Raw genomic sequence first — 15,941 nt, 5'->3', positions numbered from 1 at the left:
TACCCGGCAGCCGTACACTGGGCCGGGTAAGGCTGGCACTCGCGTGCGCAGAGTGCCAGGGGGAGCGTCAAGGGGCGAACCGCTGGAGGTGTGCGCGAATGCTCAGTGAACGAAGGCTGCAGGTCCTGCGCGCCATCGTCCAGGACTACGTCGGAACCGAGGAGCCGGTCGGCTCCAAGGCCCTCACCGAACGGCACAGCCTCGGCGTCTCCCCGGCCACCGTCCGCAACGACATGGCGGCCCTGGAGGACGAGGGGTACATCGCGCAGCCGCACACCAGCGCCGGGCGCATCCCCACGGACAAGGGCTACCGCCTCTTCGTCGACAAGCTGGCCGAGGTCAAGCCGCTGACCGCGCCCGAGCGGCGCGCGATCCAGAACTTCCTCGACGGCGCCGTCGACCTCGACGACGTGGTGGCGCGCACGGTGCGGCTGCTGGCGCAGCTCACCCGGCAGGTCGCGGTGGTGCAGTACCCGTCGCTCACGCGGTCGACGGTGCGCCATGTCGAGCTGCTGTCGCTGGCGCCCGCGCGTGTGATGCTGGTGCTGATCACGGACACCGGCCGGGTCGAGCAGCGGGTGATCGACTGCCCGGCGCCGTTCGGCGAGGCGTCCCTGGCGGACCTGCGGGCGCGGCTGAACAGCCGCGTCGCGGGGCGCCGGTTCACGGACGTGCCGCAGCTGGTGCAGGATCTGCCGGAGGCCTTCGAGAAGGAGGACCGCGGCACGGTCCAGACGGTGCTCTCCACCCTGCTGGAGACGCTGGTGGAGCGGACCGAGGAGCGGCTGATGATCGGCGGCACCGCCAATCTCACCCGCTTCGGACATGACTTCCCCCTCACCATCCGGCCCGTGCTGGAGGCGCTGGAGGAGCAGGTCGTCCTCCTCAAGTTGCTTGGCGAGGCGAAGGATTCGGGCATGACCGTGCGCATCGGGCACGAGAACGCCCACGAGGGACTCACCTCCACGTCGGTGGTGTCGGTGGGCTACGGTTCGGGCGGCGAGGCAGTCGCCAAGCTCGGCGTGGTCGGACCGACCCGCATGGATTACCCGGGAACGATGGGAGCGGTACGAGCGGTGGCACGGTACGTCGGACAGATCCTGGCGGAGTCGTAAGTGGCCACGGACTATTACGCCGTTCTCGGCGTGCGCCGCGACGCGTCGCAGGAAGAGATCAAGAAGGCCTTCCGCAGGCTCGCGCGCGAGCTGCACCCTGACGTCAACCCCGATCCGAAGACGCAGGAGCGGTTCAAGGAGATCAACGCCGCCTACGAGGTGCTCTCGGACCCGCAGAAGAAGCAGGTCTACGACCTCGGCGGCGACCCCCTCTCGCAGGGCGGCGGCGCCGGAGCGGGCGGCTTCGGCGCGGGCGGCTTCGGGAACTTCTCGGACATCATGGACGCGTTCTTCGGCACGGCGTCGCAGCGCGGGCCGCGCTCGCGCACCCGCCGGGGCCAGGACGCGATGATCCGGATCGAGGTGGAGCTGGACGAGGCCGCCTTCGGCACCACCAAGGACCTCCAGGTCGACACGGCCGTCGTGTGCGCCACCTGCAGCGGCGAGGGCGCGGCGCCCGGGACCGCGGCGCAGACGTGCGACATGTGCCGGGGCCGGGGCGAGGTCTCCCAGGTCACGCGCTCGTTCCTGGGTCAGGTCATGACCTCCCGGCCGTGCCCGCAGTGCCAGGGCTTCGGCACCGTCGTGCCGAACCCGTGCCCGGAGTGCGCCGGCGACGGACGCGTCCGCTCCCGCCGCACGCTGACCGTGAAGATCCCGGCCGGCGTCGACAACGGCACCCGGATCCAGCTCGCGGGCGAGGGCGAGGTCGGCCCCGGCGGCGGCCCGGCCGGCGACCTGTACGTCGAGATCCACGAGCTGCCGCACCCGACCTTCCAGCGGCGCGGCGACGACCTGCACTGCACGGTCACGATCCCCATGACGGCGGCGGCCCTCGGCACCAAGGTGCCGCTGGAGACGCTGGACGGCATGGAGGAGGTCGACATCCGGCCCGGCACCCAGTCCGGCCAGTCGATCCCGCTGCACGGCCGCGGCGTCACCCATCTGCGCGGCGGCGGCCGGGGCGACCTGATCGTCCACGTCGAGGTGCAGACCCCCAACAAACTCGACCCGGACCAGGAGCGCCTCCTGCGCGAACTGGCCAAACTGCGGGGTGAGGAACGCCCGCAGGGCCAGTTTCAGCCGGGGCAACAAGGGCTTTTCTCTCGGCTGAAGGATGCGTTCAACGGGCGGTGACGGGGTCGGCGGCGGTCGTCGGGCAGCGTCGGCCGGCTGGGGGGGCGGGGCTGCCGGGGGTCCGGGGGCCGTCCCCCGGGTGGGCACGGTCGGCCGGGGCGACAAGGGCTTTTCCCTCGGCTGAAGGATGCGTTCGACGGGCGGTGAACCCACCGGCCGCCCACCGGCCGCGGGCCGCGTGACGGTGGCCCGTGCCAAGGCCAGGCCCGATTCGGTGCCGTCGGGAGGACGTGACACCATGCCGTCATGTCCTCCGCGCTGACCGATCTCTTCCCGCATCCGATCGTGCAGGCCCCCATGGCGGGCGGCGTCTCCGTGCCGCGGCTCGCCGCCGCCGTGTGCGAGGCGGGCGGGCTCGGGTTCCTCGCCGCCGGGTACAAGACGGCCGACGGCGTGTACCAGGAGATCAAGCAGCTGCGGAGCCTCACCTCCCGCCCCTTCGGCGTCAACCTCTTCCTGCCCCAGCCGGAGTACGCCGAGCCCGCGGCGGTGGACGTCTACGCCCAGCAGCTGGCCGGCGAGGCCGCCTGGTACGAGACCGAGCTGGGCGATCCGGACAGCGGCCGCGACGACGGGTTCGACGCCAAGCTCGCCGTGCTGCTGGACGACCCGGTCCCGGTCGTCTCCTTCCACTTCGGCTGCCCGTCCCGCGACGTCCTCGACGCCCTGCGCCGGGCCGGCACCCTCACCCTGGTCACCGCGACCTCCGCCGACGAGGCGCGCGCGGTCGAGCGGGCCGGGGCCGACGCCGTGATCGTGCAGGGCGTGGAGGCCGGCGGACATCAGGGCACCCACCGGGACGTCCCCGAGACCGACGGCTCCGGCCTCGGGCTGCTGTCGCTGATCGCGCAGGTCCGCGAGGCCGTCGGCCTGCCCCTCGTCGCCGCCGGCGGGATCATGCGCGGCAGCCAGATCGCCGCTGTCCTCGCCGCGGGCGCGAGCGCCGCACAGCTGGGCACCGCGTTCCTCGCCACCTCCGAGTCCGGCGCCCACGCCGTGCACAAGGAGGCGCTGACCAACCCCCTGTTCGTGCGCACGGAACTGACCCGCGCCTTCTCCGGCCGCCCCGCCCGCGGCCTGGTCAACCGCTTCATCCGCGAGCACGGCCGCTACGCCCCCGCCGCCTACCCCGAGATCCACCACCTCACCTCGCCGGTCCGCAAGGCCGCCGCGCAGGCGGGGGACGCCCAGGGCATGGCCCTGTGGGCGGGCCAGGGCCACCGGATGGCGCGCGAACTGCCCGCCGGGCAACTGGTGGAGGTGCTGGCGGCCGAGCTGGACGCCGCCCGGTCCGCGCGGGGCGTGCGATGACCGCGCCGGTGTTCGTGGTCGACGGCTTCACCGCGGAAGGCGGCGGGCGGCAGGTCGTGGACGGGCCCGAGGGACGGCACGCCGTCTCCGTGAAGCGGCTGCGGGCCGGCGAGGCCGTCGTCCTCACGGACGGCGCCGGACGCTGGGCCGAGGGAGAGGTCGCCGCGGCCGAGGGCCGGGACCGGCTCGTCGTGGACCTGGGCGAGGTGCGCGAGGAGCCGCCGTGCTCGCCCCGCATCACCGTCGTGCAGGCCCTGCCCAAGGGCGACCGCGGGGAACTCGCCGTGGAGACCATGACCGAGGTCGGCGTCGACGCGATCGTGCCGTGGCAGGCGGCCCGCTGCATCACCCAGTGGAAGGGCGAGCGCGGCGCCAAGGCGCTCGGCAAGTGGCGCGCCACCGCCCGCGAGGCCGGCAAGCAGTCCCGCAGGGTGCGCTTCCCCGAGGTCGCGGAGGCGGCGACGAGCAAGCAGGTCGCCGCGCTGCTGGACGGCGCCGACTTCGCCGCCGTCCTGCACGAGAGCGGCGACACCCCGCTGGCCACCGCCGAACTCCCGGCAGGCGGCAGCATCGTGCTGGTCGTCGGGCCCGAAGGCGGTGTCTCCCCGGACGAGTTGGCCCTGTTCGCCGACGCCGGCGCCCACCCGTACCGCCTCGGCCCCACCGTCCTGCGCACCTCCACCGCCGGCACGGCCGCCGCGGCCCTCCTGCTCACCCGCACCGGCCGCTGGTCCTGACGGACGGCCGGCCAACGGGGGCGCGCTCTTGGCCGTTTGCGCCCTACCGTCCCGGCCGGGACGGTGGCAGGCTGCCTGTCATGGGGGTATGGAGACGGATTCGGCGCCGCCCGCGCGCGCGGCGGGCCCTGGCGGTCGCCGTCGTCGTGACGGGCGCGGCGGCCGGGGCCGTCGGCTGCGAGCCGGGGACCACCATGAGCTCGGTGGCCGTGTCCTACACCACCGACGAGTTGGCGACCCGCGAGCTGGAGCGGCGGGGCGCCGGCGTCCAATGGCTCACCTGCACCGCGAACTTCGGCGACCGCGGCGGCGCCGCGCCGTCGGCGAGCGAGCGCACCGTCGCCGAGATCGACTGTGAGGGCCGGACGGACGACGGCCGGGAGATCACCGTCACCGGCCGGGTGACCCGCGCGGTCGACGGGGCCTGCGTGCGGGGGGACCTGACCGCGAAGGTGGGCGGCAAGCAGCTGTTCCGCGTCAGCGGCCTCGGCGACTGCGGCGCCACCGCCGCCCCGCCGATCCGGCAGCCGGGCGGACGGCCCGGCGGGCCGGGAGCCACGGCCACCGTGACCGTCACCCGGACCGTCTGGTGCCACACCGACCCGGAGTGCTGGCCGGAGGGCAAGTGATCCAAAGCCCTGTCCGCGGGCACCGCCCCTGCATAGGCTGACCGGGTGACCCAGTCCACATCTCCCGCCACGTCGGCGTATCTCCGCTTCCCGCACCTGCACGGCGAGTTGGTGGCCTTCACGGCCGAGGACGACGTCTGGCTCGCGCCCCTGGACGGCGGCCGGGCCTGGCGGGTCAGCGCCGACAACGTGCCCGTCGCCCTGCCCCGCATCTCGCCCGACGGCGCCACCGTCGCCTGGACCTCCACCCGCGACGGCGCGCCCGAGGTGCACACCGCCCCCGTGGACGGCGGCCCGAGCCGGCGACTGACCCACTGGGGCAGCTGGAGGACCGAGGTCCGCGGCTGGACCCCCGACGGACACGTCCTCGCCCTGACCGCCCACGGCCAGGCCACCCTGCGCCGCACCTGGGCGCACGCCGTCCCGCTCGACGGCGGACCCGCGACCAGGCTGCCGTACGGGCCGGTCGGCGCGGTCGCGTTCGGGCCGCGCACCGTGCTGCTGTCCGCGCCGATGGGACGCGAGGCGGCCTGGTGGAAGCGCTACCGGGGCGGCACCGCGGGCAAGTTGTGGATCGACCCCGACGGCGACGGCGAGTTCGTCCGCCTGCACGAGGGACTGGACGGGAACCTCGAACACCCCGTGTGGGTGGGGGAGAGGATCGCGTTCCTCTCCGACCACGAGGGCGTCGGGGCCGTCTACTCCTCCCTCGCCGACGGCTCCGACCTGCGCCGGCACAGCCCGCTCGGGGAAGGCTTCTACGCCCGCCACCTCGCGAGCGACGGGGACCGGCTCGTCTACTGCGCCGCCGGTGAACTCTGGCTGCTGGACGGCCTCGACGGCGCCGAGCCGCGCCGCCTCGACGTACAACTGGGCGGGCAGCGCACCGACCGGCAGCCGTACCCGGTGAACGCCTCCCGCTGGTTCGGCTCCGCCCACCCCGACCACACCGCGCGCGGCAGCGCGGTCGCCGTGCGCGGCGCGGTGCACTGGGTCACCCACCGCTCGGGACCCGCCCGCGCCCTCGCCGCCGAACCCGGCGTCCGTGCCCGGCTGCCCCGCACCTTCCGCGTCGAGGGCGAGGAGTGGGTGGTGTGGGTGACCGACGCCGAGGGCGAGGACGCCCTGGAGTTCGCGCCCGCCACCGGCCCCGCCCCCGGCACCGCCCCGCGCCGCCTCGCCGCCGGCCGGCTCGGCCGGGTGACGCGCCTGGCCGTGGCCCCCGACGGCAGCCGCGCCGCCGTCGCCGCCCACGACGGACGCCTGCTGCTCGTGGAACGGGAGACCGGCGAGGTCCGCGAGGTCGACCGCAGCGAGCACGGCGACGTCTCGGGGCTGGTCTTCTCGCCCGACTCCGCCTACCTAGCCTGGTCCCACCCCGGCCCGCGCCCGCTGCGCCAGCTCAGGCTCGCCGGCACCACCGACCTGTCGGTCACCGAGGCGACCCCGCTGCGCTTCCAGGACTACGCACCCGCCTTCACCCCGGACGGCAAGCATCTGGCCTTCCTCTCCAACCGCGCCTTCGACCCCGTCTACGACGAACACGTCTTCGACCTCGCCTTCGTCGTCGGCGACCGCCCCCACCTGATCACCCTCGCCGCCACCACCCCGTCCCCGTTCGGCCCGCAGCGCCACGGCCGCCCCTTCGACGCCCCCGACAAGGACGAGACCCCCGACAGCGAGGGCGCCCCCGCCACCCGCGTCGACCTCGAAGGCCTCGCCGACCGGATCGTGCCCTTCCCCGTCGAGGCCGGCCGCTACTCCGACCTGCGCGCCGCCAAGGACGGCGTGCTCTGGCTGCGCCACCCGGTGCAGGGCGTCCTCGGCTCCGCCCGGGCCACCCCGGACGACCCCGACCCGAAGACCGAGCTGGAGCGGTACGACCTCGCCCAGCAGCGCCTGGAGCATCTCGCCGCCGACGTCGACCACTTCGAGGTCAGCGGCGACGGCAAACGCGTCCTGCTGTGGACGGACGGCCGGCTCAAGGTGGTGCCCAGCGACCGGCGGGCCTCCGGCGACGAGGACAGCGACACCAACGTCACCGTCGACCTCGGCCGCATCCGGCAGACCGTCTACCCCGCGGCCGAGTGGCGGCAGATGTACGAGGAGACCGGCCGCATCATGCGGGACCACTTCTGGCGGCCCGACATGAGCGGCGTCGACTGGGACGGCGTACTGGACCGCTACCGCCCCGTCCTCGACCGCGTCGCCACCCACGACGACCTGGTCGACCTCCTGTGGGAGGTGCACGGCGAACTCGGCACCTCGCACGCCTACGTCGTCCCGCGCGGCGGTCGCGGCGGCGGCGACCGGCAGGGACTGCTCGGCGCGGACCTCTCCCGGCACGCGGACGGCGCCTGGCGCATCGACCGCATCCTGCCCTCGGAGACCTCCGACCCCGACGCCCGCTCCCCGCTGGCCGCGCCCGGGGTCGCGGTGCGCGCCGGCGACGCGATCGTGGCGGTGGCCGGACGCCCGGTCGACCCGGTGACCGGGCCCGCGCCGCTGCTGGTCGGCACGGCGGGGCAACCCGTCGAGCTGACCGTCTCGCCGGCCGGCGGCGGCGAGGTGCGGCACGCCGTGGTCGTGCCCGTCGCGGACGAGGAACCGCTGCGGTACCACGCCTGGGTGAGCGACCGGCGGGCCCATGTGCACGACCTGTCCGGCGGCCGGCTCGGCTATCTGCACGTCCCCGACATGCAGGCGCCGGGCTGGGCGCAGATCCACCGCGACCTGCGGGTGGAGGTCGCCCGCGAGGGGCTCGTCGTGGACGTCCGGGAGAACCGCGGCGGGCACACCTCCCAGCTGGTCGTGGAGAAGCTGGCCCGGCGGATCGTGGGCTGGGGGGTGCCGCGCGGGATGCGGCCGTACAGCTATCCGGAGGACGCCCCGCGAGGACCGGTCGTCGCGGTCGCCAACGAGTTCTCCGGGTCGGACGGCGACATCGTGAACGCCGCGATCAAGGCGCTCGGCATCGGTCCGGTGGTCGGGACGCGCACGTGGGGCGGCGTCATCGGCATCGACAGCCGGTACCGGCTGGTCGACGGCACGCTGGTGACGCAGCCCAAGTACGCCTTCTGGCTGGAGGGGTACGCGTGGGGCGTGGAGAACCACGGCGTGGACCCGGACGTGGAGGTCGTGCAGCGGCCCCAGGACTGGGCCGCGGGGCGGGACCCGCAGCTCGACGAGGCGGTGCGGATCGCGCTGGCCGCGCTGGAGGCGGAACCGGCGAAGACGCCGCCCTCGCTGCCGTGACGCAGTCGCTACGATGCCGTAGTCAGTGATCACCCCGAGGAGGCCGACGCATGGCAGGGGAACCGCAGGACGACTGCCTGTTCTGCAAGATCGTCGCCGGGACCATTCCCGCGACGATCGTCCGTGAGACCGAGACGACCATCGCGTTCCGGGACATCAACCCGCAGGCGCCCACCCACGTCCTGGTGATCCCCAAGGCGCACCACCGGGACGCCGCCGCCCTCGCCGCCGCCGACCCGGCGGTCGCCGCCGACGTGCTGCGCGAGACCCAGGCCGTGGCCGACGAGGAGAAGCTCGACAGCTACCGCATCGTCTTCAACACCGGATCCGGCGCCGGCCAGACCGTCTGGCACACGCACGCCCACGTCCTCGGCGGACGCGGCCTCCAGTGGCCCCCCGGCTGACCGACCGTGTCCGTCCGCGAACTGGTCGTCCTCGGCACCGCCAGCCAGGTGCCGACCCGCCACCGCAACCACAACGGCTACCTCCTGCGGTGGGACGGCGAGGGCATCCTCTTCGACCCCGGCGAGGGCACCCAGCGGCAGATGCTGCGCGCCGGGGTCGCCGCGCACGACCTGAACCGGATCTGCGTCACGCACTTCCACGGCGACCACTCGCTGGGCCTGGCCGGCGTGATCCAGCGGATCAACCTCGACCAGGTGCCGCACCCGGTCGCCGCCCACTACCCGGCCTCCGGGCAGCGCTTCTTCGACCGGCTGCGGTACGCCACCGCCTACCGCGAGACCGTCCGGCTCGTCGAGGCCCCCGTGGCGTCCGACGGCGACCTCGCCGTCGCCCCCGCCTACACCCTCCAGGCCCGTAGGCTCTCCCACCCCGTCGAGTCCTACGGCTACCGGCTCGTCGAGCCCGACGGGGTGCGGATGCTGCCCGACCGGCTCGCCGCGCACGGCATCGAGGGGCCGGACGTCGGCCGCCTCCAGCGGGAGGGGAGCCTGAACGGCGTCACGCTCGCCGACGTCAGCGAGGTGCGGCGCGGGCAGCGGTTCGCGTTCGTCATGGACACCCGGCTCTGCGACGGCGTCCACGCGCTCGCCGAGGGCTGCGACCTGCTCGTCATCGAGTCGACCTTCCTGGACGAGGACGAGGCCCTCGCCGTCGAGCACGGCCACCTCACCGCCGGCCAGGCGGCCCGGGTCGCGCGGGACGGGGGCGTACGGCATCTGGTGCTGACGCACTTCAGCCAGCGCTACTCCGAGCCGGCGGAGTTCGAACGGCAGGCGCGGGCCGCCGGGTTCGAGGGCGAGCTGACCGTGGCGCACGACCTCCAGCGGGTGCCGGTTCCGAAGCGACGGTGAAGCGCGGACGCCGCTCGCCGGTCGGGGACGCCCCGGGTTCGGCGGCGGCGCGGGCGTTCTTCTCAGCCGTTCGCGGAGCCCGGCGCGGACATCGCCTGCCGGGGCCCGGCCGTGTCGTACGCCGTCCGGTGGGCCGGCGGGCCGTCGACCGCGATCTCCACCACGGGCAGCGGCCGGGCCGCGCGCAGCGCCACCGTCGTCATCGGGACGGCGACCACCAGCAGGGCGACGGCCAGCACCAGGCCCATCACCGGGAAGCCGGCCTGCGCCGACAGCACGCTCCCGGTCAGCGGGCCCGCCGCCGTGCCCAGGGACGCGGCCGAGCCGACCAGCACCGCCCACCGGCCGCGCGGGTCGAGGGAGGCGGCCAGGCCGATGACGTAGGACAGGACGACCGGATAGACGGCGTTCCAGGCGATCTCGCCGGCCGCGAAGGACGCCGGGCCGGTCGCCGAGGCGCTGAGCGCGATGCAGCCGGCGATCAGCGTGGTCCCGGCGCCGATCGGCAGGGCGTGCCCGAGGCGCGGGCCGAGGGCGCCGGCGCCGACGACGCCCAGCAGCCCGGCGGCCAGACCGACGGCGAACACCGCGCCGACGGCCGCTTCGGACAGGTGCGCCTGCTCCAGGCCGATCCGGCCGCTGACGCCCCAGAGGGAGTTCTGGGCCATGGACCACACGGGCATCGCGGCGGCCAGCAGCAGACCGGAGCGCAGGTGGGGCAGGCGGGGCCCGGCCTGGGCCGCGGGCCGCTGGACGGGCTCGGCGTGGGCAGGCGGGACGTGGGCCGGCAGGCGGCCGGCGAGGGGCCACACGGCGACGGCGGTCAGGGCGATCGCGGCGAGCGGGAGGGCGTGGCCGGGGCCGAGATGAGGGACCGTCAGATACACGGCGGCGGCGAGGGCGGACACGCCGAGCAGGCCGAGCGTGGTCGCGCGATGCGGGTCGCCCGCCGGGCCGCCCTCGCGCGAAGGCGCCCCGAGGGCGGCGATGCCGGTGGCGGCGACCGCCGTGGCGGTGCCCGAGCCGAGGCCGCCGACGACCGCGCCGGCGACGACGGCCCAGACCGTGCCGGTCAGGGCGGCGCCGCCGTAGCCGAGAGCGGCCAGGGCGAGGCCCGCGCGGGCGAGGGTGCGCGGGGAGAGGCGGCAGAACCCGGAGGCGAGCAGGAAGCCCGCCGTCGCCGAACTCAGCAGCAGGGCGCTGCCGATCGCGCCGGCCTGCGTGGCCGTGACGGGCAGTCCGGAGTCCAGCCTGCCGACGACGGTCGGGAGGAGGTACGGGGCGAGGTACCCGGCCGTGAAGAGGGCGACGAGGGGCCAGGGCAGGGTGCGGGGGGCGAACACGGGCGTTCCCAGGGCATACGGAAGAAGCTGCTGCGAATGGGGGGATTGGGCGACGACTGTCGACAGACAGGAACGCGCGGCCAATTTGTATCAAGCCGGGGAGCGCAACGGGAGCGCGGGGTGTGTGAGGTGAGTCACCTTTGCGTTTGACGAGTTCGGGTGACGGGTAGCGGCGGGCGTCACCGCCAGTGGACCGCGCCCTGTCCGCCCGGAACCGTCGCCTCGATCTTCGCCCGGATCTCCCGCATCACCGCGACGATCCGCTCCTCGTGACCCGGCGTCAGCCGCGCCACGGGCACCGAGCAGCTGATGGCGTCCTGGGCCGGGACGTCGTAGCGCAGGGCGAAGCCGAAGCCGACGATGCCGGGCACGCCCTCCTCCCGGTCCACCGAGTGACCGCGCTCGCGCACCCGGGCGAGGTCGGCCGCCAACGACTCCTTGCTGGTGTGGGAGTTGGGGGTGAGGGCCTGGTAGGGGCCGTCGGGAAGGTCGTCGTCGGGGCGTTCGGCCAGCAGCGCCTTGCCCAGCGCGCCGACGTGGGCGGGCAGCCGGCGCCCGACCCGGCTGATGGTGCGCAGGTACTCGTGCGACTCGCGGGTCGCCAGGTACACCACGTCCGCGCCGTCCAGCCGCGCCAGGTGAATGGTCTCCCCGAGCGCCTCGGACGCCTCGTCGAGGTACGGACGCACCGCCCGCACCCGCGGGTCGGAGTCGAGGTAGCCGGTGCCGGTCAGCAGGGCGCGGATGCCGATGCCGTACAGGGAACCGGTGATGTCGGTGCGCACCCAGCCCCGCGACGCCAGCGTCTGGAGCAGCGCGTACATCGAGCTGCGCGGCACCCCCAGCCCGTCGGCCAGCTCCTGGAGGCGCGCGGGGCGGTCGCCGCGCGCGGCGAGCAGCTCCAGCAGCTCCACCGTCCGCGCCGCGGACTTCACCTCGCGCACGCCACCGGTCTCCGACATGCCGAGATGGTAAGCGCCGTGCCCGCCCGCCGACGCCCGCCGGTGCCGGCCCATTGACGCCCCGAGGCGGCGCTGCCTAGCCTCGTCTGCATACGTGGATGTCATCTACATGTGGAGATGGCTCCGCGGTCGCCCCGCTCGTCGCCCCTCGCCGCCGGCCCACCCCGCCCCCGACCCCGCAGGAGCCGCCCCGTGAACCGCGACCTCGCCATCGCCGACGTCCGGCTGACCCCGATCCTGGTCGCCGACCCGCCGCTGCTGAACACCCAGGGCGTGCACCAGCCGTACACGCCCCGGCTGATCGTCGAGGTGGTCACCGCGGACGGCGTCACCGGCGTCGGCGAGACCTACGGCGACACCAAGTACCTGGAGCCGGCCCGTCCCTTCGCCGAGAAGCTGAAGGGGCGGCAGCTGACCGACCTCAACGGACTGTTCGCCGTCGCCGACCGGGTCGCCGTGGACGAGGCCAGGGTCTCCGGCGCCGTCGACGTCGGCGGGCTGCGCGGCGTCCAGACCGCCGACAAGCTGCGCCTGTCCGTCGTCTCCGGCTTCGAGGTCGCCTGCCTGGACGCGCTCGGCAAGACCCTCGGGCTGCCCGTGCACGCCCTGCTCGGCGGAAAGGTGCGCGACGCCGTCGAGTACAGCGCCTACCTGTTCTACAAGTGGGCCGAGCACCCCGAGGGCGTGGCCTGTGAGGCGGACGACTGGGGCGCGGCCGTCGACCCGGCGGGGATCGTCGCGCAGGCCAGGAGGTTCACGGAGCGGTACGGCTTCACCTCGTTCAAGCTCAAGGGCGGCGTCCACCCGCCCGACCAGGAGATCGCCGCCGTGCGCGCCCTCGCCGCCGCGTTCCCCGGGCGTCCGCTGCGGCTCGACCCCAACGGCGCCTGGTCCGTGCCGACCTCGCTGAAGGTCGCCGCCGAGCTGGGCGACGTCCTGGAGTACCTGGAGGACCCGGCGCTGGGCACCGACGCGATGGCCGAGGTCGCCGCGGCAACGGACGTGCCGCTGGCCACCAACATGTGCGTGACGACGTTCGCCGAGATCGAGGAGGCGTTCCGGCGCGGGGCCGTGCAGGTGGTGCTCTCCGACCACCACTACTGGGGCGGACTGCGCAACACACAGGCCCTCGCCGCCGTCTGCCGCACCTTCGGCGTCGGGGTGTCCATGCACTCCAACACCCACCTCGGCATCTCCCTCGCCGCCATGACCCACGTCGCGTCGACCGTGCCCGACCTCCACCACGCCTGCGACTCCCACTACCCCTGGCAGTCGGAGGACGTCCTCACCGAACGCCTCGCCTTCCGGGACGGCAGGGTCGCCGTCTCCGACGCCCCCGGCCTCGGCGTCGAGCTGGACCGCGACCGCCTGGCCTTCCTGCACCGGCGCTGGCTGGACGACGACGGCTCGCTGCGCGACCGGGACGACGCGGCGGCGATGCGGATCGCGGACCCGGACTGGGTCGCCCCCTCCGTGCCCCGCTGGTGATCCGCGCCCCGCCCGCCACTTCGGTACCGGGACGCGAGAAGCGTGACGTGGTGCACACTGGCCGGACCAGCACCACGTCAGGGAGCACACCGTGATCGCGTCCACCCCGGAGACGCCGTCATACGGCAACGGCACAGGACCGGCGAGCGCCGGAGAACCGGCGACGGGCGGAGGGCCTGCGAAGGGCCGAGGACCCGCGACCGGCAGGAAACCGGCCACCGGCACGCGGCCGGCCGGCGCCACAGGCAGCGGACCGGGCCTCGCCGCAGGACGGGCCACCGGCGAGGCCCGGCTCGGCGAAGGGCCCTACTGCCACGCCCAGGTCGACCCGCTCGCCGGCCGCCGCGCCCCCGGCGACCCGCCCTGGGACGTCTACCTCACCGGCACCGTCTTCCTCGACATCATCTTCACCGGCCTCGACTCCGCCCCCGTCCGCGGCACCGAGTCCTGGGCCCGCGGCATGGGCTCCAGCCCCGGCGGCGTCGCCAACATGGCCACCGCCCTCGCCCGGCTCGGCCTGCGCACCTGCCTCGCCGCGGCCTTCGGCGACGACCACTACGGCGACTACTGCTGGGACGCCCTGGAACGGGGCGAGGGCATCGACCTCACCCCCTCCCGCACCGTCCCCGGCTGGCACTCCCCGGTCACCGTCTCCATGGCCTACGAGGGCGAGCGCACCATGGTCTCCCACGGCCACGAACCGCCCCCCGAGGAACCCGCCCCCGCCTGCCCCCCGCCCGCCCGGGCCGCCGTCGCCTCCCTCACCCCCGGCGCCCCCGCCCCCTGGATCGCCCAGGCCGCGAGCAGGGGCACCCGCGTCTTCGCCGACGTCGGCTGGGACGACTCCGGCGCCTGGGACCTCGCCGGACTGACCGACCTCGCCCACTGCGAGGCGTTCCTGCCCAACGCCGAGGAGGCGATGCGCTACACCCGCGCCGCCACCCCCCGCGCCGCCGCCCACGCCCTCACCGCGCACGTGCCCGTCGCCGTCGTCACCCTCGGCGCGGAGGGCGCCTACGCCGTCGACCGGCGCACCGGCGAGAGCGCCGAGGTGCCCGCGATCGCCGTCGAGGCCCTCGACCCGACCGGCGCCGGGGACGTGTTCGTGGCCGGCTTCGTGACCGGCTCCCTGGCCGGCTGGCCGCTCGCCGACCGCCTCGCCTTCGCGGGCCTCACCGCGGCCCTGTCGGTGCAGGAGTTCGGCGGCTCGCTGTCCGCGCCCGGGTGGTCCGAGATCGCCGCCTGGTGGCGCGAGGTCCAGGCGCACGACGACCAGGAACCGGCCGCGCTGCGCCGCTACGCCTTCCTGAAGGACCTCATCCCCGCCACCACCCGCCCCTGGCCGCTGCGCCGCGCGGTCCCCACCATCGGCTTCGGCCGCTCGGCCTGACCACCGTCCGACCACGGCCCGGACACCACCCGGACCACCCGCCCGGCCCCCCGCCGCGAACCCCAGGCGAAAAGGCCTACGGCATTGTCGGCACACCGTCGTACCCTGGACAGCGCGAGGCCGCCCTCAGCTACGCGGCCGTGACGAGGAGGAACCGCAGGCCTTAAGCGCCGGCCCATGACTGAGACACCCACAGCTCACACCTCCGCGCAGGGACAGGCGAGAGCACAGATCACGGTCCCCGCCCAGCATCCGATGGTCACCGTGCTGGGATCTGGCGACTCCCTCCTGCGCGTGATCGAGAAGGCCTTCCCGGCGGCCGACATCCACGTCCGGGGCAACGAGATCAGCGCGGTCGGGCCGACGGCGGAAGTGGCCCTCGTCCAGCGCGTGTTCGACGAGATGATGCTGGTGCTCCGCACCGGACAGCCGATGACGGAGGACGCAGTGGAACGCTCGATCGCCATGCTGAGGGCGAGCGAGAACGGGGAGAGCGACGGCCGGGAGACCCCGGCCGAGGTCCTGACGCAGAACATCCTGTCCTCGCGCGGCCGCACCATCCGACCCAAGACCCTCAACCAGAAGCGCTACGTCGACGCCATCGACCAGCACACCATCGTCTTCGGCATCGGCCCCGCCGGTACCGGCAAGACGTACCTGGCGATGGCGAAGGCCGTGCAGGCCCTCCAGTCCAAGCAGGTCAACCGCATCATCCTGACCCGCCCCGCGGTGGAGGCCGGCGAGCGCCTCGGCTTCCTGCCCGGCACCCTCTACGAGAAGATCGACCCCTACCTGCGCCCGCTGTACGACGCGCTGCACGACATGATCGACCCCGACTCCATCCCGAGGCTGATGGCCGCGGGCACGATCGAGGTCGCGCCGCTGGCGTACATGCGTGGCCGCACGCTCAACGACGCCTTCATCATCCTGGACGAGGCCCAGAACACGAGCCCCGAGCAGATGAAGATGTTCCTCACCCGCCTCGGCTTCGACTCGAAGATCGTGATCACGGGTGACGTGACGCAGGTGGACCTGCCCGGCGGGACCAAGTCCGGTCTGCGGCAGGTGCAGGACATCCTGGAGGGCGTCGAGGACGTGCACTTCTCCCGGCTGTCGTCCCACGACGTCGTCCGGCACAAGCTGGTGGGCCGTATCGTCGACGCGTACGAGAAGTTCGACAGCAAGCACGGCACCGAGAACGGCGCGGACAAGGGCCGGGGCGCCTCGGGCGCCAGGGGCTCCAAGGGGAAGTAGACCA

At 74.4% G+C, this 15,941-nt stretch carries 13 protein-coding genes; 11 read left to right on the top strand and 2 right to left on the bottom strand.

The window, feature by feature from the left end:
• The first annotated feature begins 98 nt into the window (after positions 1–98).
• From hrcA to ABZY13_RS06400, 8 genes are all read left to right on the top strand, one after another.
• A complete protein-coding gene (hrcA, locus tag ABZY13_RS06435; protein ID WP_356627728.1) occupies positions 99–1,115 on the top strand; it encodes a heat-inducible transcriptional repressor HrcA in 1,017 nt (338 codons plus the stop codon).
• Complete coding sequence (gene dnaJ / locus ABZY13_RS06430) at positions 1,116–2,252, top strand: molecular chaperone DnaJ (protein ID WP_356627727.1); 1,137 nt, start codon at positions 1,116–1,118, stop codon at positions 2,250–2,252.
• Positions 2,253–2,498: 246 nt separating this feature from the next.
• The gene (locus ABZY13_RS06425; protein ID WP_356627726.1) at positions 2,499–3,563 is read left to right on the top strand and encodes a nitronate monooxygenase; all 1,065 of its coding nucleotides are present in this window, start codon (positions 2,499–2,501) and stop codon (positions 3,561–3,563) included.
• The gene (locus ABZY13_RS06420; RefSeq protein WP_356627725.1) at positions 3,560–4,300 is read left to right on the top strand and encodes a 16S rRNA (uracil(1498)-N(3))-methyltransferase; all 741 of its coding nucleotides are present in this window, start codon (positions 3,560–3,562) and stop codon (positions 4,298–4,300) included. Before ABZY13_RS06425 ends, ABZY13_RS06420 begins: the two co-directional genes overlap by 4 nt.
• 80 nt (positions 4,301–4,380) lie before the next feature.
• Complete coding sequence (locus tag ABZY13_RS06415) at positions 4,381–4,929, top strand: hypothetical protein (protein WP_356627724.1); 549 nt, start codon at positions 4,381–4,383, stop codon at positions 4,927–4,929.
• Between the two features lie 45 nt (positions 4,930–4,974).
• Entirely contained in the window at positions 4,975–8,184 is a 3,210-nt protein-coding gene (locus ABZY13_RS06410) for a PDZ domain-containing protein (protein WP_356627723.1), read from the top strand.
• A 50-nt stretch (positions 8,185–8,234) separates the two neighbouring features.
• Entirely contained in the window at positions 8,235–8,588 is a 354-nt protein-coding gene (locus ABZY13_RS06405; protein ID WP_356627722.1) for a histidine triad nucleotide-binding protein, read from the top strand.
• A 6-nt stretch (positions 8,589–8,594) separates the two neighbouring features.
• The gene (locus ABZY13_RS06400) at positions 8,595–9,500 is read left to right on the top strand and encodes a ribonuclease Z (RefSeq protein WP_356627721.1); all 906 of its coding nucleotides are present in this window, start codon (positions 8,595–8,597) and stop codon (positions 9,498–9,500) included.
• 62 nt (positions 9,501–9,562) lie between these two features.
• On the opposite strand, the gene ABZY13_RS06395 is transcribed toward ABZY13_RS06400, so the two are convergent.
• Positions 9,563–10,843, bottom strand: coding sequence for an MFS transporter (locus ABZY13_RS06395; protein WP_356627720.1), 1,281 nt, complete (start codon positions 10,841–10,843; stop codon positions 9,563–9,565).
• 179 nt (positions 10,844–11,022) lie between these two features.
• Entirely contained in the window at positions 11,023–11,805 is a 783-nt protein-coding gene (locus ABZY13_RS06390) for an IclR family transcriptional regulator (RefSeq protein ID WP_356627719.1), read from the bottom strand.
• 192 nt (positions 11,806–11,997) lie between these two features.
• Here ABZY13_RS06390 and ABZY13_RS06385 point away from each other — a divergent pair, with 192 nt between their 5' ends.
• The 3 genes from ABZY13_RS06385 to ABZY13_RS06375 all read left to right on the top strand — a co-directional run bounded on the left by ABZY13_RS06385 (position 11,998) and on the right by ABZY13_RS06375 (position 15,937).
• On the top strand, positions 11,998–13,293 hold the full coding sequence (locus ABZY13_RS06385) for a glucarate dehydratase family protein (protein ID WP_356627718.1): 1,296 nt from the start codon (positions 11,998–12,000) through the stop codon (positions 13,291–13,293).
• 91 nt (positions 13,294–13,384) lie between these two features.
• A complete protein-coding gene (locus ABZY13_RS06380; protein WP_356627717.1) occupies positions 13,385–14,683 on the top strand; it encodes a PfkB family carbohydrate kinase in 1,299 nt (432 codons plus the stop codon).
• A 177-nt stretch (positions 14,684–14,860) separates the two neighbouring features.
• Positions 14,861–15,937, top strand: coding sequence for a PhoH family protein (locus ABZY13_RS06375; RefSeq protein ID WP_356627716.1), 1,077 nt, complete (start codon positions 14,861–14,863; stop codon positions 15,935–15,937).
• Positions 15,938–15,941: the final 4 nt, after the last annotated feature.

Source organism: Streptomyces sp. NPDC006610, assembly GCF_040611575.1.
Lineage (GTDB): Bacteria > Actinomycetota > Actinomycetes > Streptomycetales > Streptomycetaceae > Streptomyces.
The sequence above is the reverse complement of the archived record's forward strand: the minus strand, read 5'-3'. Positions and strand labels throughout refer to the sequence as shown.